Source organism: Streptomyces sp. NPDC014870 (genome assembly GCF_043081505.1).
Lineage (GTDB): Bacteria > Actinomycetota > Actinomycetes > Streptomycetales > Streptomycetaceae > Streptomyces.
Window position 1 is genome coordinate 1 of record NZ_JBIBWQ010000016.1, and the last position, 19,053, is coordinate 19,053.

Sequence of the window (19,053 nt, forward strand, 5' to 3'; positions counted from 1 at the left end):
ACCCTGTGGGAGAGTAGGACGCCGCCGAACAATCATTGTGGGAAAGCCCCGCACCATCTGGTGCGGGGCTTTTCTGCGTTCACGGCCAATTATCGTTGAGGCATGCGCTATGACCTGGTCGTCTTCGACAACGACGGTGTGCTCGTCGACAGTGAGCCCGTCGCCAACACCATCCTGGCCGGCTATCTGACCGAGCTCGGGCACCCCACCTCCTACGAGGACTCCCTGCGCGACTACATGGGCGCCGCCGTCCATCGCGTACACGACCTGATCGGGGAGCGGACCGGGCAGCGGCTGCCCGCGGACTTCGACGCGACCCTGCATGCCCGTACGTTCGCCGCCTTCGAGCGGGAGTTGGAGCCTGTCGTCGGGGTGACCGATGTGCTGAAGCAGCTCGTCGACGCCCGCGTTCCGTACTGTCTCGCGTCCTCCGGGTCCCATGAGCGGATCCGGGTCGGGCACCGGAAGACCGGGCTCGACGTGTGGTTCCGGGACGAGAACATCTTCAGCGCCCAGGACGTCGGGCGGGGGAAGCCGGCGCCCGACCTCTTCCTTCATGCCGCCGCGCGGATGGGGGTCGCGCCGGAGCGGTGCGTGGTCGTCGAGGACAGTCGGCTCGGCGTCCAGGCGGCGCTGGCCGCCGGGATGGACGTGTACGGGTTCACCGCGATGACGTCCGAGGAGAAGCTCGCCGGCGCCACCGGGTTCTTCGGAGGGATGGACGAGCTTCCGGCGATTTTGGGTCTGTGATCCATCTACCCACGGGTAGCGCCTGGGCCTACTCTGTGCGGCCATGACGGATGCGCGGTTGCGGCGTGGGCGGGGATCCCTCGCGTTCAGTTTCTTCGTACAGGGAGTGACGTTCGCGCTCCTGGTGACCCGAATACCGGCCATCCAGGACCGCTACGGGATCTCCGACGGGCTGCTGCCCCTCTTCCTCGCCGCCGTACCGATCCTCGCCGGTGTGTCCAGTGTGGCGACCGAGAAGGTCGTGGCGCGGGTGGGGCCGGGGGTGGTGCTGCGGTGGGCCCAGCCGCTCGTCCTGCTCGCGCTGCTCGCCGTGGGGGCGGGGGATCAGCTGTGGCAGGCCGCCGTCGCCCTCGGGGTGTTCGGGCTCGCGGTCGGCGCCCTGGACGCCTCCATGAACATGCTGGGGGTGAGCCTGCAGCGGGCGTACGGGCGGTCCATCATGCTCGGGTTCCACGCCGCGTACAGCCTGGGCGGGATCGCGGGGGCCTCGCTCGCCTGGGCCGGGGCGCACTGGGATCTGCCGCTGTTCGTGTCGTACCTGCCCGTCGTGGCGGTGCTGTTGCCGGCGGCGTTCGTGGGCGGTCGGTGGTACTTCGGTGGGGCGGTCGCGCCCGCTGCCGTCGACATCGGCAAGGGCGAGGGCGGTGGGGTGGCCTTCAAGCTGCTGCTGCCGCTCTGCCTCGTGATGACCTTCGCGTACATCGGGGACTCGACCGTCTCGAACTGGAGCGCCAAGTACCTGCAGGACGTGCTCGGCAGTTCGGAGGAGCTGGCGACGGTGCCGTACAACGCGTACATGGTCACCACGCTGCTCGGGCGGGCCGTGGGCGACTTCGGAGTGCGCCGTCTGGGCGCGGCCGCCGTGGTGCGGGGTGGGGCGGTGCTTGCGGCGCTGGGGTTCGCGGTGGTCGCCGTGGCGCCGGGGGCCTGGGTGGGGATGGTCGGGTTCACCGTTCTCGGGCTCGGGCTCAGTGTGATCGTGCCGCAGACGTTCGCGGCGGCCGGGCGGCTCTTCCCGGGGGCGAGCGACGCGGCGGTCGCGCGGCTGAACGTCTTCAACTACGTGGGGTTCCTGATCGGCTCCCCGCTGGTCGGGGCGCTCGGGGACGCGTGGAGCTATCGGGGGGCGATGCTCGTGCCGATGGTGCTGGTCCTGGTGACGGTGGTGTACGCCACGTCGTTCGGTTCTCGGGCGGCCCGATACGGTGGCGGGCATGAGCGGCCGCGCACTGTTGATGTGGGATGAAGCTGTCACGCAGTACGACTTCGGGTCCCAGCACCCGATGGATCCCCTTCGGCTCGCGCTGACCATGGGGCTGGTGCGGGCGTACGAGCTCGACCGTGCCGTGGACGTGGTGGCGGCGAAGCCGGCCGGTGATTCGACGCTGCGGCTCGTGCACCGTGAGGACTACGTGGCGGCCGTGCGGGCGGCTTCGGCGAACCCGAGGGCCGCGGACCAGGCGTACGGGCTCGGTACGGTCGACGATCCGGCGTTCTCGGGGATGCACGAGGCGTCCGCGCTGATCGCGGGGCAGTCGGTCGGGGCGGCGGAGGCGGTGTGGCGCGGTGAGGCCGCGCACGCGGTGAACTTCGCGGGTGGGCTGCACCACGCGATGCCGGGGTCCGCGTCCGGCTTCTGCATCTACAACGACGCGTCGCTCGCGATCGCCCGGCTGCTGGAGCTGGGTGCGGAGCGGGTGGCGTACGTGGACGTGGACGTGCACCACGGGGACGGGGTGCAGGCGGCGTTCTGGGAGGACCCGAGGGTCCTGACCATCTCGCTGCACGAGCACCCGAGGACGCTGTTTCCGCAGACCGGGTGGCCGGAGGAGACGGGCGCGGCCGGGGCCGGTGAGGGCTCGGCGGTGAACGTGGCGCTGCCTGCGGGGACCGGGGACGCGGGCTGGCTGCGGGCCTTCCACGCGGTCGTACCCGAGCTGCTCGCGGACTTCCGGCCGCAGGTCCTGGTGACCCAGCACGGGGCGGACACGCATTTCGAGGACCCGCTGGCGCATCTGGCGGTGTCGCTGGACGCCCAGCGTGCGGTGCAGGTCGCCTGCCACGAGCTGGCCCACGCGCACGTGGACGGTGGGAAGTGGGTCGCGCTGGGTGGCGGCGGATACGCGGTCGTGGATGTCGTACCGCGGTCGTGGACGCATCTGGTGGGGATCGCCGGGCATGCCGAGATCGAGCCCGCGTCGGAGATCCCGGCGTCGTGGCGGGACCTGGTGTACGCGCGGACGCGGCAGCCGGGGCCGGTGCGGATGACGGACGGGCGGTGGCCGGTGGGCTGGCGGGACTGGGAGGAGGGGTACGACCCCGCCGACCGGCTCGACCAGGCGGTCCTCGCGACGCGGCGGGCGTCGTTCCCGCTGCGGGGGCTGCTGGCGTAGCACGGGGTCCGGGCCGCGGTCGCGCGGTTACGCCGACTGTGCGGTCTCGGACGGGTTTTGGCCCGTCGTCAGGTGGGCTGCGGCAGCATCGAGAGGTGCTGAGTACCGGGGCGCTGCGGGCGCATCTGTTGGCGGCGGGGTTGGCCGGGACGGTGGCGACCTCGCGGGAGGAGAGTCTGCGCAGTTATCGGCTCTTCGCCGCGCGGGATCCACGGGTGATGCTGGGCCTCGACCCCGAATGGGGTTGGGGCGAGGGAGACTTGCTGCGGCTGATGGCCGACAAGTGCGGGGTGTCGGGGGATCCGGCGCACCGTTCGGGGCCCGATGTCATCGATCCGGAGCGGACGTTGAACGCGTTGGAGGCGTTCGCGGAGCGTCTGGGCGAGGCGGCCGGGCGGCGGGCTCCGGTGCTGATCGGGACCGGACATCCGCACCGATTGCTGGGGTTCTACGCTGCGCTCGCAGACGCTCTGTCGGCGGTGGGATGTCTTGTCCTCACCCCCGCGCAGGGGCGATGTGTCGACATAACGACCCGGTTCGGTCTACGCACGTACATCCTCGACTACGCGCGCGGTGTGGCGTTGGTGCGAGAACCCGGTCTGCCGGGAACGGGGCGTGAGACGGGGGCGCACACCCACTCGCCGCTGCCGGTTAGGGCCGCTCTCGAGGGGGTCGTGGAGGGCGGCTGGCCGCTTCCGGAACTGGTCATCGGGGATCACGGCTGGGTCTGCGGTGCAGGTCAGCTGGGTATCGAGGCCATCGGTCTGGCCGACACGGACGATCCCGCGCTGTTTGTCGGGGAGGCCGAGGGGCAGGTCTCGGTGGCCGTTCCGCTTGACGATGGGGTGTGCCCCGACCATTACCGGCCGCTCACTCGCTATGTACTCAATCGAGCGTGTCTGTCACGGTAAACGGCCGATGGCTGCTCCTCTTCCCCACTCGTACCACACGCCCCTAGTCTGGAGCGTGAGCGCACAGCGACGCAGGGTCACCGGAGGGGAAGCCGGTGGGCGTCGTGTGCGGAAGGTACAGGTGGGTCATGGCTGCTGGCGATAGGCCTCTCAACGAGGTCAAGTTTCTTACCGTGGCGGAGGTCGCCTCGGTGATGCGTGTGTCGAAGATGACCGTGTACCGCTTGGTGCACAGCGGTCATCTGCCGGCGATTCGGGTGGGCAGGTCCTTCCGGGTCCCGGAACAGGCGGTTCACGAGTACCTCAGGGAGTCTTTCGTGGGGGTGGAGACGGCCTAGCCGGAGCTTGTGAACCCCTCGGATTACAAGCTCGGCGCTCGGGCCGGTAGGCTAGGCCGACGTAGGTCGTGTGGGCCCAGACGCCCCGCACCGAGTGAGAAGAAGTGAGCGAGGGTAGTCGTGGGCTCTGTTATCAAGAAGCGGCGCAAGCGGATGGCCAAGAAGAAGCACCGCAAGCTGCTCAAGCGCACCCGCGTTCAGCGTCGCAACAAGAAGTAAGCGACGGCTGTAACGACGGCTGTTTGTGCGTCGAGCGTGGCCCCGCACCGAAATCGGTGCGGGGCCACGCTTTTTTCGTGGCGTTTTCGGGTCGGGTTCCCGGACGTTGCCCACGGCGGTCATCGCGGCGCAACACCGAGGCGCTACGGTGGCGCACAGGGCCTCGAGGGAGCATCCGGAGGCCCGTACCGACGGAGAACCGACGGAAGGCGCTGATCTTGGGCAAGGTCGTGCTCGTCACCGGTGCGGCCCGGCATCTCGGAGGGCGTTTCGTACGGCGCCTCCAGCGGGATCCCGATGTGGAGCGGGTGATCGCGGTCGACGCGGTCGCGCCGCCGCACGACCTCGGTGGGGCCACCTTCGTACGGGCGGACATCCGGCAGCCGGCCATCGCCAAGGTGCTCGCGGAGCACGAGGTGGACACGGTGGTCCACATGGACGTCACGGGGACGGCGCTGGGCGCCGGCGGCCGGACGTCCATCAAGGAGACCAACGTCATCGGCACCATGCAGCTGCTCGGCGCGTGCCAGAAGTCGCCGCGGATCGGGCGGCTGGTGATCAAGTCCAGTACGAGCGTCTACGGCTCCGCGCCCCGGGACCCGGCCGTGTTCACCGAGACCACCCCGGCGAAGTCGCTGCCGAGCGGTGGCTTCGCCAAGGACGCCGTCGAGGTCGAGGGGTACGTGCGGGGCTTCGCGCGGCGCCGGCCGGACGTGGCCGTGTGCGTGCTGCGGTTCGCGAACATCCTGGGGCCGCGGGTGGACTCCCCGCTGGGCGAGTACCTGTCGCTGCCGGTCATGCCGACCGTGTTCGGCTACGACCCGAGGCTGCAGTTCGTCCACGAGGACGACGTGGTGGACGTGCTGCACCTGGCGGCGGGCGAGCCGCGTCGGGCGACGCTGAACAGCGGCACGTTCAACGTGGCCGGGGACGGGGTGCTGCTGCTGTCGCAGTGCGCGCGGCGGCTGGGGCGGCCGACGGTGCCGGTGCTGCTGCCGGCGGTCACCTGGGTGGGTTCGGCGCTGCGCACGGTCGGGGTGACCGACTTCTCGCCCGAGCAGATCCGGCTGCTCACCCATGGCCGGGTGGTCTCCACGGTCCAGATGCGCGAGACGCTCGGATTCACCCCCCGGTACACGACGGCCGAGACGTTCGCGGACTTCGTCCGCAGCAGGGGTCCGGGGCTGCTGCCGCCGGAGACGCTCGCGGGGGCGGTGGACCGGGTGGCTGCCCGGCTGGATCAGAAGGAGCCCAGGTAACGATGGCGGACGCCAAGGTCATTCCGTTCGACGACGACCGGTCCCGGACGCGCCGGGGACGGCTGGGCAGGGCAGCAGCCGGGGACGCCGCCGTGCGGGCTCTGCCGGGACAGCACGGGCCGGAGGAGGCCCCCGCGCGGGCCGTGGGCCCGGTGGAGCCCCTTCGGGCCGCCGACGACAGTGGCAGCGGTGCCACGGCCGGCGCCGCCGGGGGCTCCTCGGATTCCGTGGCGCGCCGGGACGCGTGGGAACGGCGGCTCGCGGGCGGGCTCGCGTTCCTGCGGCGGCGGGTGACGGGTGAGTACGAGGTCGACGAGTTCGGCTACGACAAGGAGCTCACCGACCAGGTCCTGATGTCGCTCGTGCGGCCGCTCGCGGAGAAGTACTTCCGGGTGGACGTGAAGGGCGTGGAGAACATCCCCGCCGAGGGCGGCGCCCTGGTGGTGGCGAACCACTCGGGGACGCTGCCGCTGGACGGCCTGATGATGCAGGTCGCCGTGCACGACCACCATCCGGCGGGCCGTCATCTGCGGCTGCTCGCCGCGGACCTGGTCTTCATGCTGCCGGTGATAAACGAGCTGGCCCGCAAGGCCGGGCACACGCTGGCGTGCGCGGAGGACGCGGAGCGGCTGCTGCGGGCCGGGGAGATCGTCGGCGTCATGCCGGAGGGCTTCAAGGGGATCGGGAAGCCGTTCAGCGAGCGGTACAAGCTCCAGCGCTTCGGCCGGGGCGGGTTCGTGTCGACGGCGCTGCGGGCCGGGGTGCCGATCGTGCCGTGCTCGATCGTGGGCGCGGAGGAGATCTACCCGATGCTCGGCAACGCCAAGACGCTGGCGCGTGTCCTTGGCTTCCCGTACTTCCCGATCACACCCACGTTCCCCTGGCTGGGGCCGCTGGGCGCGCTGCCGCTGCCGACGAAGTGGACGATCCAGTTCGGCGAGCCGATCATGACGGACGGCTATCCGCCGGAGGCGGCGGAGGACCCGATGCTGATGTTCAACCTGACCGATCAGGTCCGGGAGCAGATCCAGCACACGCTGTACAAGCTGCTGGTGCAGCGGAGGTCCGTCTTCTTCTGAGACGCGACACGGCGGGTGCCCCCTTCCGGCGAAGGGGGCACCCGCCGTGTCCTAGCGGGCGTCCTCGCTGTCGATGCCGAGGCCGGGGAGCAGGCCCGGCAGCAGCGGTGGCAGGGTGACGTCCGGCATCGGGGGCGTCGACTGGCTGCCCGAGGGGGTCGGCTGCGTGCCGCCCGTCGGTGCCTGGTCGAGGAGCCCGCCGGTGTTTCCGCCGAGCAGGCCGTCGTTCTCCGGCGAGCTCGTGCCCGGGCCGCTGCCCGAGGGTTGGGGCCGCGTGGAGCCCTCGCCGCCCGCGGTGGGGGCGGCGGGGGAGGACGGCGGGCGCTGGGTGTGCGTCCGCGGGGTGTCCTGCGGGGTGGCGGCGCCTCCACTGTCGACGGCGCCCTTCTCCGGCGTGCGCGGGAGCATGCCCTGGAGCGGCTCGACGTCTTCGTCTATGGCGACGAAGACGTCGTTGACCTCGTTGCCGACGTCGGTGAGCTGGACCGGCAGGCGGTCGCGCAGGCCGATCCAGGTGGAGCGGTGGGCCTGGGCGAAGGAGTTGAGCCGGGCCATCGGGCCGATCTCGCCGTCCCGCTGGTACGCCTGGCGCAGCAGCCGGTGGCCCTCGGAGGCGTCGTGCTTCATGCCGCCGAGGACGCGCCGGATCTCGCTGAGCGACTCGTGGTCGAGGTCGCCGGCGCGGCCGCGCTCCATGAGCCTGCGGGCCTCGCTGAGCCGGGTCGATGCCTGGTCCAGATAGATCCCGCCCCGGTCGGCGTCGTCGTCCGCCATCCCGAGCTTAATGTCTTCCATGCCACGCTTCAGCCCGTAGAGCGAGTCACCGGGGAGGGCGTCGGAACTCGCAGCGGCCACACCGCTGAAAGCGCCCGCGGCCACACCGACCGTGAGCCCGCCCGCGGCGATCCCCTTCGACCAGCGGGAGCGGGGGCGCAATTTCCGGAGCGGGGAGGCCCGGTGGGCACCCCGCCCGCTCGACGTCCGCTGCTCCGGCACCGTAGGGCCCGCGGCTGCACTCCCCTCCGCGAGCATCGCTTCCATGGCGGCGACGAGCTGTGCCCGTTGCACCACCTTGACCTCGGGGTCCAGCTCCGGCTTCGGCAGCTCGCCGAGTCCGTTCGCCAGGGCCAACAGCCGCCCTTGCTCGGCCGGTTCGGCCGAGGCCTCGGGCTGCTCGGCCGTCGCGTCCTCGGGCGTCCGATCGTCCAGGGCCTGGGCGAAGGCGTTCGCCCGCCGGTGCGCCGATACGTTCGCGATCACTGGCGGCACCTCCTCTCGTCATGACGGTCGACTCCCCGGGGTGTCCGGAAGGTTGCACACCTTGAGCACATCCACACGAAAGAGTGAGTGGCTGTGGGCATGGCGTGACCACAGGGAGCCTGCATCCCGCACAACGAGCGGCGCGGCACTTGGGTTACGCGCGAAAGATGATCGGACCAGTGCGTCATCGAGGCGTCACCGACTGTGAGTTGGGCGGGGGTCGGGGGGACGTGGGGGGAGGGTGGAGAAAAGGGGCGTGGGAGGGCTGGGGTGGGGGCGCGACGCGGTCGGTGGGGGGCGCGTGCGGGGGGCGCGGAACGGGTCTCAGCGGGCGTCGTCCGGGAGCAGGCGTGCCAGGGTGCGCACGGCCCGGTACTGGAGGGTCTTGATCGCACCCTCGTTCTTGCCCATGACCCGGGCCGTCTCGGCGACCGAGAGGCCCTGCAGGAAGCGCAGGGTCACGCACTCCTGCTGCTGGGGGTTGAGCCGGCGGACGGCGTCGAGGAGCGCGGCGTTGGAGAGGGACTCCAGGACCGAGTCCTCGGGGCTGCGCTCGACCTCGTTGGCGTCGAGCATCTCGCCGGTGGTCACTTCGAGGCGGAAGCGGCTCGACTTGAAGTGGTCGGCGACCAGGTTGCGGGCGATGGTCACCAGCCAGGCGCCGAAGTCGCGGCCCTGCCAGGTGAAGGTGGAGATCCGGCGCAGGGCGCGCAGGAACGTCTCGCTGGTCAGGTCCTCCGCCGTCGCCTTGCCGCCGACGCGGTAGTAGATGTAGCGGTAGACGGTGTCGCTGTACTGGTCGTACAGCCGGCCGAAGGCCTCGGCCTCACCGGCCTGGGCGCGCTCGACGAGGTCCATCATGCGCGCGCTGTCGCTGTCGGCGGTGGGGCGGCGGGCGGCGGTCGAGGTTCCGGTGCCGCCGCGGCTGCCCCTTCTGCCGACAGCGGCTCCGCTCTCGGCGAGGGCATAGCAGGGACCGGCGGGTGCCGGTGCGGCGAAGGCAAAGGCGGGGACAGGGCCGGCGTACGCGGTGGGGACGAAGCCGCGCAACTGGTCGAGGACCGTTGCGCGCAGCGTAGCCAGGCCCGAGGCGTCAACCCCGACGTGTGGGTACACGGGACTCCCAGAGGCAGAGCTTCCATCACGTGCAGTGCGGGACCGTTCACTCGTCGTGGCGACGTGTGGGTTCCGTTGTGCGTCTGAGGAGAATAACGCTTCGTACAGGCAGCGCTACACCCAGTTGCTCAAATCATCGATTCCGTCGCATTGGTTACTGCTTGTGGGCGGGATCGATCGCGCTTCGTGACCGGTTGTTGATCGTATTGCTTCCGAGTGTGACTGCGCGCACGCTCTGTTGTGCTCAAGTGCTAGGGCGGGGAGTGATCCGCGCCGCTGCGGGGTAAGGAGCCGCGAATGCGCGCGAGTCGACCTGTGCGGTCGTGTTCGACCACGCACGGGTGAGGGGTGTTGGTCCCGGGTTGTCGGAGATGATCGCAGCCGAAACGTATCGGCAGCGGCCCGTCACGCCGTGCGGGCCGCTGCCTTCCGGTGGGGTGGACCCTGCCTCAGCGCCGTCGGCGGTGCAGGGCGACCGCGGCGGCCGTGCCGCCCGCGAGCGCGCCGACGCCCGCCGCGGCGGGGATGCCGACCTTGGCGGCCTTGCGGCCGGTCCGGTAGTCCCGCAGTCGCCAGTCACGGGCCTTGGCGTGCTTGCGCAGCTTGGTGTCCGGGTTGATGGCGTACGGGTGCCCGACCAGGGAGAGCATCGGGATGTCGTTGTGCGAGTCGCTGTACGCCGCGCAGCGGTTGAGGTCCAGGCCCTCGGCGGCGGCCAGCGCGCGCACGGCTTCCGCCTTGGCGGGGCCGTGCAGCGGTTCGCCGACGAGCTTGCCGGTGTAGACGCCGTCGACGGACTCGGCGACCGTGCCGAGCGCGCCGGTCAGGCCGAGGCGCCGGGCGATGATCGTGGCCGTCTCGACGGGCGCGGCGGTGACGAGCCAGACCTTCTGGCCGGCGTCGAGGTGGGCCTGGGCGAGCGCGCGGGTGCCGGGCCAGATGCGGTCGGCCATGTACTCGTCGTAGATCTCCTCGCCGATGGACATCAGCTCGGAGACGCGGTGGCCCTTGACGATGGACAGCGCGCTGTCGCGGGCGTCCTGCATGTGCTCGGGGTCCTCGACGCCGGCCAGCCGGAACCACGCCTGCTGCCAGGCGAAGCGGGCCAGTTCGCGGCGCTGGAAGAACTTCCGCTTGTACAGGCCGCGGCCGAAGTGGAAGATCGCGGCGCCCTGCATCACGGTGTTGTCGAGGTCGAAGAAGGCGGCGGCCTCGGCGTCCCCCGCGACGGGGAACTCGGGCTCGGTGGGCTTCGGCGGCTTCTCGGCGGCGCGCGCCGTCTCCCGTTCCGCTTCGAGCTGTTGCGAGGTCTTGCGCGCCGCCTCGGCGGCGGCCTCGCCTGCCAGAACGCTGCGCGCGGTGGCGGAGCGCCTACGGGGGGTGAGCCATCCCATTGCGGCCATGTCGTGAGCATAGCCAGTCTGTTCGGTACTTCCCGACCTCCTGGGATGCCGAGGCGTGAACACTCCGCGACTCTCCTGTTAAACGGACAATGGGGGCAAGCTGGAGACAGGGGTCCCGGCCGTTAAGGCCGGGGGTGGCGTCGGGCGCGGCGCAGAATGGACGGCATGTTTGGACGAGCGAAGAAGAACACCTCCGCCGCCGACGCCGCCGCGCGGACGGTGACGCTGATCGGGAAGCCGGGCTGTCATCTCTGCGACGACGCCCGGGCCGTGATCGAGGCCGTCTGTGCCGAGACGGGGGCGCGCTGGGAGGAGAAGGACATCACCCAGGACGAGGAGCTGCACCGGGCGTACTGGGAGCAGATTCCGGTGGTTCTGGTCGACGGCGAGCAGCACACCTTCTGGCGTGTGGACGCCGGGCGACTCCGCCGTGAACTGGGTGGCTGACGCGAAGACGGTTACCATCGTGGACGTTTTGACGGGTTTCGGGGGCGTGATCGTGAGGAGAGTGTGCGGTTTTGCCCCCTTCGGGTATTCAACGGCCTGACGCGCTCCGTGGTTCCGTCCCGGCGCGATCCTGTCGCGTGACCCCGGTCACTTTGGCCGGACAAAACGGACACCATCTTTGTGCACGCGTTCACAAAGACATAGCCTGCATTCGACGGGGCGGTCTTGGGACACACGGCCGCCTGCAGCCCCGCTCATCCCGCAGGAGCACCGTGGCAACTGGCCGAACTCACCGACCGGCGACCCGTAGCCGAGGAATTCCCGAGGCCACCGTCGCCCGGCTTCCGCTGTATCTGCGTGCGCTCACCGCACTGTCGGAGCGCTCCGTACCCACGGTCTCCTCCGAGGAGCTCGCCGCCGCCGCGGGCGTCAACTCCGCGAAGCTGCGCAAGGACTTCAGCTACCTCGGCTCGTACGGGACGCGCGGCGTCGGCTACGACGTCGAGTACCTCGTGTACCAGATCTCCCGTGAGCTGGGCCTGACGCAGGACTGGCCCGTCGTCATCGTCGGTATCGGTAACCTCGGCGCCGCGCTCGCCGGCTACGGAGGCTTCGCCTCCCGCGGCTTCCGCGTCGCCGCGCTGATCGACGCCGACCCCGCCATGACCGGCAAGCCGGTCGCCGGGATCCCCGTCCAGCACAGCGACGACCTCGAGAAGATCATCGAGGAGGACGGCGTCTCCATCGGCGTCATCGCGACCCCCGCGGGCGTCGCCCAGCAGGTCTGCGACCGGCTGGTGGCCGCCGGAGTCACCTCCATCCTGAACTTCGCCCCGACCGTGCTCTCCGTGCCCGACGGCGTGGACGTGCGCAAGGTCGACCTCTCCATCGAGCTGCAGATCCTCGCCTTCCACGAGCAGCGCAAGGCCGGCGAGGAGGCGGAGGCCGAGGCCGCCGTCGTACCGGCGCCGCCCGTGCCGCTCTCCACCGCGGGCGAGAACCAGCCCCGGAACACCGGTCGCAAGGGACCCGACGGGGACGTCCCCGCGGTGATGCCCGCATGAGCCTCCTCGTCGTCGGCCTCAGCCACCGCAGCGCACCCGTCTCCGTCCTGGAGCGGGCCTCGCTCGCCGCGGACACCCAGGCCAAGCTGCTGCAGGACACCCTCGCCGCCGAACCGGCCGCCGAGGGCGCCGTCCTCGCCACCTGCAACCGCATCGAGCTCTACGCCGACGTGGACAAGTTCCACGCGGGCGTCGCCGAGCTGTCCACGCTCCTCGCCCAGCACAGCGGCGTCGGGCTCGAAGAGCTCACCCCCTACCTGTACGTGCACTACGAGGACCGGGCCGTCCACCACCTCTTCTCGGTGGCCTGCGGGCTCGACTCCATGGTCGTCGGCGAGGGCCAGATCCTCGGCCAGATCAAGGACGCCCTCGCCCTCGGCCAGGACCTGCACACCGCCGGCCGGCTCCTCAACGACCTGTTCCAGCAGGCGCTGCGGGTCGGCAAGCGCGCCCACAGCGAGACCGGGATCGACCGGGCCGGGCAGTCGCTCGTCACCTTCGGCCTGGAGCAGCTGGCCGGGTCCACGGACGTCGACAGCTGGGCCAAGGGCAAGCGGGCGCTGGTCATCGGCGCCGGTTCGATGTCCTCCCTCGCCGCCGCCACCCTGGCGCGCGTCGGCGTCTCCGAGATCGTGATCGCCAACCGCACGGCCGCCCGCGCCGACCGGCTCGTCCAGATCCTCACCGAGCCCGGATCCACGGGCGTCGCCGCCCGGGCGGTCGAGATGGTTGCCGTCGGCGACGAACTGACACGTGCCGACATCGTCGTCTCCTGCACCGGAGCCACCGGGCTCGTCCTGACCGGCGACGCCGTCGAGACCGCCATGGCGGGCCGTACGGCCCCGCTCGCCCTGCTCGACCTCGCCATGCCCCGCGACATCGACGCCGCCGCGCACCGCATGCCGGGCGTACGGCTCGTCGACATCGAGTCGCTCGCCGAGGCCTCCGCCGACGCGCCGATGGCCGCCGACGTCGACCAGGTCCGCTCCATCGTCTCCGACGAGGTCGCCGCCTTCGGCGCCGCCCAGCGCGCCGCGCACATCACCCCGACCGTCGTCGCGCTGCGGACCATGGCCGCCGACGTCGTCGCCGGTGAGGTCGCCCGCCTCGAAGGGCGCCTGCCCGACCTCGACGACAAGCAGCGCGCCGAGATCACCCAGACCGTGCGCCGCGTGGTCGACAAGCTCCTGCACGCGCCGACCGTGCGGGTCAAGCAGCTGGCGAGCGAGCCCGGCGGCGCCGGGTACGCCGACGCGCTGCGGACACTCTTCGACCTCGACCCGGAGACGGTCGCCTCCGTCTCCCGGGCCGACCTGAATGACGCCGACGTCAAGAACCGAGGGCGAGTATGACCGAGAGGGCACTGAGGCTCGGGACCAGGCGCAGCAAGCTCGCCATGGCCCAGTCCGGGCAGGTGGCCGACGCCGTCCGGCGCGCGACCGGCCGGTCCGTCGAGCTCGTGGAGATCACGACGTACGGGGACGTCTCCCGTGAGCACCTCGCGCAGATCGGCGGCACCGGCGTGTTCGTCGCCGCCCTGCGCGACGCGCTCCTGGCCGGCGAGGTGGACTTCGCCGTCCACTCCCTGAAGGACCTTCCGACGGCCCAGCACCCCGACCTGGTGCTGGCCGCCATCCCCGAGCGCGAGGACCCGCGCGACGTGCTCGTCGCCCGCGCCGGCCACACGCTCGACACGCTGCCCGAGGGCGCCCGGATCGGCACCGGTTCGCCGCGCCGGACCGCCCAGCTCAACGCGTACGCGCGCAGCCACGGGCTGACCATCGAGACCGTGCCGATCCGCGGGAACATCGACACCCGCGTCGGATACGTACGCGGTGGAGAACTGGACGCGGTGGTTCTCGCCGCGGCCGGCCTCAACCGCATCGGCGGGACGGCGGAGCTCACCGGCTCCCTGTCGCTCGACCACCTGTCGGTCGACTCCGTCCTGCCCGCCCCCGGCCAGGGGGCCCTCGCGATCGAGTGCCCGGCGTCCGACGCCGACCTCGTCGCCGCGCTCGCCGTGCTCGACGACCCGCTCACCCGGGCCGCCGTGACCGCCGAGCGTTCCCTGCTCGCCGCCCTGGAGGCCGGCTGCTCCGCACCCGTGGGTGCGCTGGCCGACCTGCTGGCCGAGGATTCCGGCCGCGGGCAGGTTGTCACTGAAATGCGCCTGCGCGGCGTCGTCGGCACCACCGACGGCTCGACGCTGGTGCAGCTGTCCACCACCGGTCCCGTACCCGCGTCGCACGACGAGGCGATGGCGCTCGGACGCGAACTCGCGGACGAGATGCTCGCCAAGGGTGCGGCCGGTCTTATGGGGGAGCGAGCACTTTGAGCCCCACCAGCCCGACCACCAGCCCCGCGCCCGCGGCCGTCTTCGGACACGGGAGCGTCACCTTCCTCGGCGCCGGACCCGGCGACCCAGGACTGCTGACACTCCGGGCCGTCGAAGCCCTCGCCGGCGCGGACGTACTGATCGCCGAGCCCGAGGTGCTCGAAGTCGTCCGGTGCCATGCGCGCGCGGGGGTGAGCACGCCTGAGCTGACCGTTGTTGACGAGGCGTCAACAGCCGCCGGAGTCCCCGTGTTGAGGGATGCGACCAATCTTGTCATGGAGGCCGCACGCGGCGGCAAGCGGGTCGTCCGTGCGGTGACCGGCGACCCCGGCCTCGACGGAAACGCAGGTCAGGAGATGCTCGCCTGCGCCACCGAGGGCATCCCCTTCGAGGTCGTCCCCGGCGTCGCGACCGCAGTCGGCGTCCCCGCGTACGCCGGCGTCCCGCTGCGCGACGCGCAGGGCACCGATGTGCGCTTCGTGGATGCCCGCACCGCCGACGACCGCTGCTGGACCGAGGTCGGCGCCTCGGACGGCACCGTCGTCGTCTCCACCACGCTCGACGCGGTGGCCGCGGCGGCCGGTGAACTGGTGGCGGCTGGCCGTAAGCCGGACACCCCGCTCACCGTGACCATCGGCGGCACCACGACCCGGCAGCGGACCTGGACCGCGACGCTCGGCACCATCGCCCAGGTCTTCAAGCAGGGCAAGGTGCTCCCCTCGCCCGAGGGCCACCGGCCGGTGATAGCCGTGGTCGGCGAGCGCAGCGCCCCGGCGCAGCGGGACCAGCTGGCCTGGTTCGAGTCCAAGCCGCTCTTCGGCTGGCGGGTGCTGGTGCCGCGCACGAAGGAGCAGGCCGCGTCGCTCTCCGACCAGCTGCGTTCCTACGGTGCGGTGCCGCACGAGGTCCCGACGATCGCCGTCGAGCCGCCGCGGACCCCGCAGCAGATGGAGCGGGCCGTCAAGGGGCTCGTCACCGGACGCTACGAGTGGATCGCGTTCACCTCCGTCAACGCCGTCAAGGCCGTACGGGAGAAGTTCGAGGAGTACGGGCTCGACGCCCGGGCCTTCGCCGGGATCAAGGTCGCGGCCGTCGGCGAGCAGACGGCCGCGGCGCTCGTCGACTTCGGTGTGAAGCCGGACCTGGTGCCCAGCGGCGAGCAGTCGGCCGCGGGTCTCCTCGAGGACTGGCCGCCCTACGACCCCGTCTTCGACCCGATCGACCGGGTGTTCCTGCCGCGGGCCGACATCGCCACCGAGACCCTGGTCGCCGGGCTCATCGAGCTCGGCTGGGAGGTCGACGACGTCACCGCCTACCGGACCGTGCGCGCCTCGCCGCCGCCGGCGGACACCCGTGAGGCGATCAAGGGCGGTGGCTTCGACGCCGTGCTCTTCACCTCGTCCTCGACGGTACGGAACCTCGTCGGCATCGCCGGCAAGCCGCACAACGTGACCGTCATCGCCTGCATCGGGCCCGCCACCGCGAAGACCGCGGAGGAGCACGGGCTGCGGGTCGACGTCCTGTCGCCGGAGCCGTCGGTGCACAAGCTCGCCGAGGCCCTCGCGGACTTCGGTCTGCGGCGGCGGGCCGCGGCCCTTGAGGCCGGCGACCCGGTGACCCGCCCGTCGGAGCGGCGGCCGGGCGCGCGGAGGCGTCGGACGACGTAGCAGCTCGTACACGCACGGGGTGCGGGACCTTTCCGGGGTCCCGCACCCCGTGCGGTTTACAGGTCCCGCACCCCGTGCGGACAGGTCCCGCACCCCGTGCGGTCTACGGGTGGATGCCCACAGAGGGTCGGCAAAAGTGGTCCATGCGCGGGCGTAGCCTCGGGCGTATGAACTCGTACGGAACCTTTCCCGGGGCGCGGCCGCGGCGGCTGCGGACGACGCCTGCCATGCGGCGGATGGTGGCCGAGACGCGGCTGAGCCCGGCCGACCTGATCCTGCCCGCCTTCGTGCGCGAGGGGATCACCGAGCCGCGGCCGATCACCGCGATGCCCGGCGTCGTCCAGCACACGCGGGACACCCTGCGCAAGGCGGCCGTGGAGGCGCTGGCGGCCGGGGTCTCCGGGATCATGCTCTTCGGCGTGCCCGAGGACGAGAAGAAGGACGCCGCCGGGACGGCGGGCACCGACCCGGACGGGATCCTGCAGGTCGCCATCAGGGACGTGAAGGCCGAGGTCGGCGACGACCTGGTGATCATGTCCGACCTCTGCCTGGACGAGTACACCGACCACGGGCACTGCGGCGTCCTCGACGAGCACGGCCGTGTCGACAACGACGCGACGCTGGAACGTTACGCCGAGATGGCCCAGGTCCAGGCCGACGCCGGCGTCCACGTCGTCGGACCGTCCGGGATGATGGACGGCCAGGTCGGAGTCATCCGCGACGCGCTGGACACCATCGGCAAGGAGGACGTGTCGATCCTCGCGTACACCGCGAAGTACTCCTCCGCCTTCTACGGCCCCTTCCGCGAGGCCGTCGGGTCCTCCCTCCAGGGCGACCGCAAGACCTACCAGCAGGACCCGGCCAACCTCCGGGAGTCGCTGCGCGAACTCGCCCTCGACCTGGAGGAGGGGGCCGACATGGTGATGGTGAAGCCGGCCGGACCGTACCTCGACGTGCTCGCCAAGGTCGCCGAGTCCGTGGACGTGCCGGTCGCCGCCTACCAGATCAGCGGCGAGTACGCGATGGTCGAGGCCGCGGCCGAGAAGGGCTGGATCGACCGCGACAAGGCCATCCTGGAGACGCTCACCGGCATCCGCCGGGCCGGGGCGCAGATGATCCTCACCTACTGGGCCACCGAGGTCGCCCAGAAGCTCGGCCGCCCTCTCACCGCTTGATCAGCAGCTCCACCATGCGCGACGCGCCGTCCCCGGCGTAGCCCTCCTCGACCGCGCGGTCCAGGAGGGCCTGGAAGGGCTCGAACAGCTCGGTGCTGACCCCCTGGGCCCTGAACGTCGAGAGGAAGTTCGGGAACGCCGCCTGGCTCACGGCCAGGCTGGACACGTCCGTGAGGTGGCTTCCGGAGTCGACGGCCCTGGCGATCTCGGGAACCCCGCCGAGCATCGCCGTCATCCACGGGACGAGCAGCTCGGCGTACTCCTCGGCGCCGATGTTCTCCGTGCGGACCAGGGCGAGCGCCTGCACGACACCCGTGAACATGCCGTACATGCCCGTGAGCAGACCGAGGTCGTACAGGGCGGCGAGGCCCGGGTCCGTACCCGTCCACCGGGTGCCGCCCAGCACGGCCAGGGTCGACCGATGGGTCTCGTACGCCTCCTCGTCACCGCTGTAGAAGACGTACGCCGCCGGGCTCGCGATCATCTGCGGGACCGCCATGATGCCGCCGTCGACGTACCGCGCGCCGAGCGCCGTGGCCCGGGCGGACAGGGCGCGGGCCTGCTCCGGGGTCCCGTTGGTGAGGTTGACCAGGGTCTTTCCGGCGAGCGGGCCGCCGTCGAGGCCGTCGAGGCCGCCTTCGCCGAGGCCGCCTTCGCCGAGCCCGTCGAGGACCTCGTCGACGTTGTCGTTCGTCAGCAGGCACAGGACCACGAGCGGACTCGCCGCCACCGCGTCCGCGGGCGTCGCCGCCGGCAGCGCGCCCTGGGCGACCAGGGGGCCCGTCCTGGCGGGCGAGCGGTTCCAGACGGTCACCGGATGGCCGGCCCGCAGGAAGGCCGAGGCGAGGGCCGAACCCATCATTCCCAGGCCGAGGACGGAGACGGGGGTGGGTGTGGGCTTGGCTGCGGGCATGGGTGTGCTCCAGGTCTTGGAAAGGGAGGTGCGAGCCGTTCCTCGGCTCGCGTTCGATCCTTCTCCCGGGCGATCGGTCCCACAAGTACCGACTTGTTCGTCAGCTACGCACCGGTTGGTAAGGGAGGGCCGAGCGGCGCACCCTGGAAGTACTCAGGAGGTGGTCCTCATGATGCACACGCTCGTGGGATGGCACGTCGAGATGGAGTTCCAGGAGGAAGGCGACCGGACGAGGGCGGCCGCCATGGTGCGGCTGGGCGACGGCACCGAGTTCCGCGCCCACGGCAACGCCATGCGGCACCCGTCCGACCCGGAACAGCTGCGGGTCGGCGAGGAGATCGCGGGCGCCCGCGCGCTCATGGATCTCGCCTCACAGCTGCTCCAGAAGGCCCACACGGAGATCGACGAGGTGTCCGGACGGACGTCCCGCCCGATCCGGTGAGGGACTGAGGGGCGACTCGTGACGGGCGGCCCGCCCCCGTGGCTGTCTTCGGGGCGGGCCGGTCGCACGTGGTTCGTCGACGGTTGGTCATTGATGGTTGATCAGGGCGATGACGATCGCCGTACAGGCGATCAGCACCGCCAGGGCCACGGTGTCCGTGATGCGGTCGGTCGGCATGGCTCCCACCTTGCGGACCCCGTCGTCGGGCCCGCAATGGGCACGGGACAATAGGGGAAGCCGGAACGCCTGCACCTACTGTGACCTGGGATTACACGCTCTCCC

The 19,053-nt window shown here is 71.3% G+C and carries 19 protein-coding genes; 15 read left to right on the plus strand and 4 right to left on the minus strand.

The features are described from left to right. Nucleotides 1-102 precede the first annotated feature (102 nt). The 8 genes from ACF09C_RS35895 (at nucleotide 103) to ACF09C_RS35930 (ending at nucleotide 6,949) form a co-directional block, all read left to right on the plus strand. Nucleotides 103-750, plus strand: a complete 648-nt coding sequence (locus ACF09C_RS35895; RefSeq protein WP_392097679.1) for an HAD family hydrolase — start codon at nucleotides 103-105, stop codon at nucleotides 748-750. Between the two features lie 43 nt (nucleotides 751-793). Next, nucleotides 794-1,996, plus strand: coding sequence for an MFS transporter (locus ACF09C_RS35900; protein WP_392097681.1), 1,203 nt, complete (start codon nucleotides 794-796; stop codon nucleotides 1,994-1,996). Then, the gene (locus ACF09C_RS35905; RefSeq protein ID WP_392097682.1) at nucleotides 1,965-3,143 is read left to right on the plus strand and encodes an acetoin utilization protein AcuC; all 1,179 of its coding nucleotides are present in this window, start codon (nucleotides 1,965-1,967) and stop codon (nucleotides 3,141-3,143) included. The genes ACF09C_RS35900 and ACF09C_RS35905 overlap by 32 nt, the downstream gene beginning before the upstream one ends. 95 nt (nucleotides 3,144-3,238) lie before the next feature. Then, nucleotides 3,239-4,054, plus strand: coding sequence for a phosphatase (locus tag ACF09C_RS35910; protein WP_392097684.1), 816 nt, complete (start codon nucleotides 3,239-3,241; stop codon nucleotides 4,052-4,054). 128 nt (nucleotides 4,055-4,182) lie between these two features. Then, the gene (locus ACF09C_RS35915; protein WP_158988220.1) at nucleotides 4,183-4,392 is read left to right on the plus strand and encodes a helix-turn-helix domain-containing protein; all 210 of its coding nucleotides are present in this window, start codon (nucleotides 4,183-4,185) and stop codon (nucleotides 4,390-4,392) included. A 120-nt stretch (nucleotides 4,393-4,512) separates the two neighbouring features. Continuing rightward, a complete protein-coding gene (locus ACF09C_RS35920) occupies nucleotides 4,513-4,611 on the plus strand; it encodes a 30S ribosomal protein bS22 (protein ID WP_003948845.1) in 99 nt (32 codons plus the stop codon). A 218-nt stretch (nucleotides 4,612-4,829) separates the two neighbouring features. Continuing rightward, the gene (locus ACF09C_RS35925; protein ID WP_392097686.1) at nucleotides 4,830-5,870 is read left to right on the plus strand and encodes an NAD-dependent epimerase/dehydratase family protein; all 1,041 of its coding nucleotides are present in this window, start codon (nucleotides 4,830-4,832) and stop codon (nucleotides 5,868-5,870) included. Nucleotides 5,871-5,872: 2 nt separating this feature from the next. Then, nucleotides 5,873-6,949: a lysophospholipid acyltransferase family protein gene (locus ACF09C_RS35930; RefSeq protein WP_392097687.1), complete on the plus strand. Its 1,077-nt coding sequence runs from the start codon at nucleotides 5,873-5,875 to the stop codon at nucleotides 6,947-6,949. Nucleotides 6,950-7,000: 51 nt separating this feature from the next. Here ACF09C_RS35930 and ACF09C_RS35935 read toward each other — a convergent pair whose 3' ends face one another. From ACF09C_RS35935 to ACF09C_RS35945, 3 genes are all read right to left on the minus strand, one after another. Then, nucleotides 7,001-8,209 carry a DUF5667 domain-containing protein gene (locus ACF09C_RS35935; protein WP_392097689.1) on the minus strand — a complete coding sequence of 403 codons (1,209 nt, stop codon included), beginning with the start codon at nucleotides 8,207-8,209 and terminating at the stop codon, nucleotides 7,001-7,003. 324 nt (nucleotides 8,210-8,533) lie between these two features. Then, nucleotides 8,534-9,325 carry an ECF subfamily RNA polymerase sigma factor, BldN family gene (locus ACF09C_RS35940; RefSeq protein ID WP_361964681.1) on the minus strand — a complete coding sequence of 264 codons (792 nt, stop codon included), beginning with the start codon at nucleotides 9,323-9,325 and terminating at the stop codon, nucleotides 8,534-8,536. A 449-nt stretch (nucleotides 9,326-9,774) separates the two neighbouring features. Further along, entirely contained in the window at nucleotides 9,775-10,728 is a 954-nt protein-coding gene (locus ACF09C_RS35945) for an HAD family hydrolase (protein ID WP_392097691.1), read from the minus strand. A 156-nt stretch (nucleotides 10,729-10,884) separates the two neighbouring features. Between ACF09C_RS35945 and ACF09C_RS35950 the strand changes: the two genes are divergently transcribed. The 6 genes from ACF09C_RS35950 (at nucleotide 10,885) to hemB (ending at nucleotide 17,416) form a co-directional block, all read left to right on the plus strand. Beyond that, nucleotides 10,885-11,175, plus strand: coding sequence for a glutaredoxin family protein (locus ACF09C_RS35950; RefSeq protein WP_392097693.1), 291 nt, complete (start codon nucleotides 10,885-10,887; stop codon nucleotides 11,173-11,175). Between the two features lie 272 nt (nucleotides 11,176-11,447). Beyond that, the gene (locus tag ACF09C_RS35955) at nucleotides 11,448-12,239 is read left to right on the plus strand and encodes a redox-sensing transcriptional repressor Rex (RefSeq protein WP_392097695.1); all 792 of its coding nucleotides are present in this window, start codon (nucleotides 11,448-11,450) and stop codon (nucleotides 12,237-12,239) included. Then, nucleotides 12,236-13,591, plus strand: coding sequence for a glutamyl-tRNA reductase (locus ACF09C_RS35960; protein ID WP_392097697.1), 1,356 nt, complete (start codon nucleotides 12,236-12,238; stop codon nucleotides 13,589-13,591). The genes ACF09C_RS35955 and ACF09C_RS35960 overlap by 4 nt, the downstream gene beginning before the upstream one ends. Next, nucleotides 13,588-14,574 (plus strand): hydroxymethylbilane synthase, encoded by a 987-nt coding sequence (gene hemC / locus ACF09C_RS35965; protein WP_392097699.1) that lies wholly within the window; start codon nucleotides 13,588-13,590, stop codon nucleotides 14,572-14,574. Before ACF09C_RS35960 ends, hemC begins: the two co-directional genes overlap by 4 nt. Then, nucleotides 14,571-16,241 (plus strand): uroporphyrinogen-III synthase, encoded by a 1,671-nt coding sequence (locus ACF09C_RS35970; protein ID WP_392097701.1) that lies wholly within the window; start codon nucleotides 14,571-14,573, stop codon nucleotides 16,239-16,241. Before hemC ends, ACF09C_RS35970 begins: the two co-directional genes overlap by 4 nt. Nucleotides 16,242-16,408: 167 nt before the next feature. After that, entirely contained in the window at nucleotides 16,409-17,416 is a 1,008-nt protein-coding gene (hemB, locus tag ACF09C_RS35975) for a porphobilinogen synthase (RefSeq protein WP_392097703.1), read from the plus strand. Here the strand turns inward: hemB and ACF09C_RS35980 are convergent. Next, nucleotides 17,406-18,329, minus strand: a complete 924-nt coding sequence (locus ACF09C_RS35980; protein WP_392097705.1) for an NAD(P)-dependent oxidoreductase — start codon at nucleotides 18,327-18,329, stop codon at nucleotides 17,406-17,408. The two genes, hemB and ACF09C_RS35980, sit on opposite strands and share 11 nt — an antisense overlap. Before the next feature lie 172 nt (nucleotides 18,330-18,501). Between ACF09C_RS35980 and ACF09C_RS35985 the strand changes: the two genes are divergently transcribed. Further along, the gene (locus ACF09C_RS35985; protein WP_392097927.1) at nucleotides 18,502-18,771 is read left to right on the plus strand and encodes a DUF1876 domain-containing protein; all 270 of its coding nucleotides are present in this window, start codon (nucleotides 18,502-18,504) and stop codon (nucleotides 18,769-18,771) included. Nucleotides 18,772-19,053 lie beyond the last annotated feature (282 nt).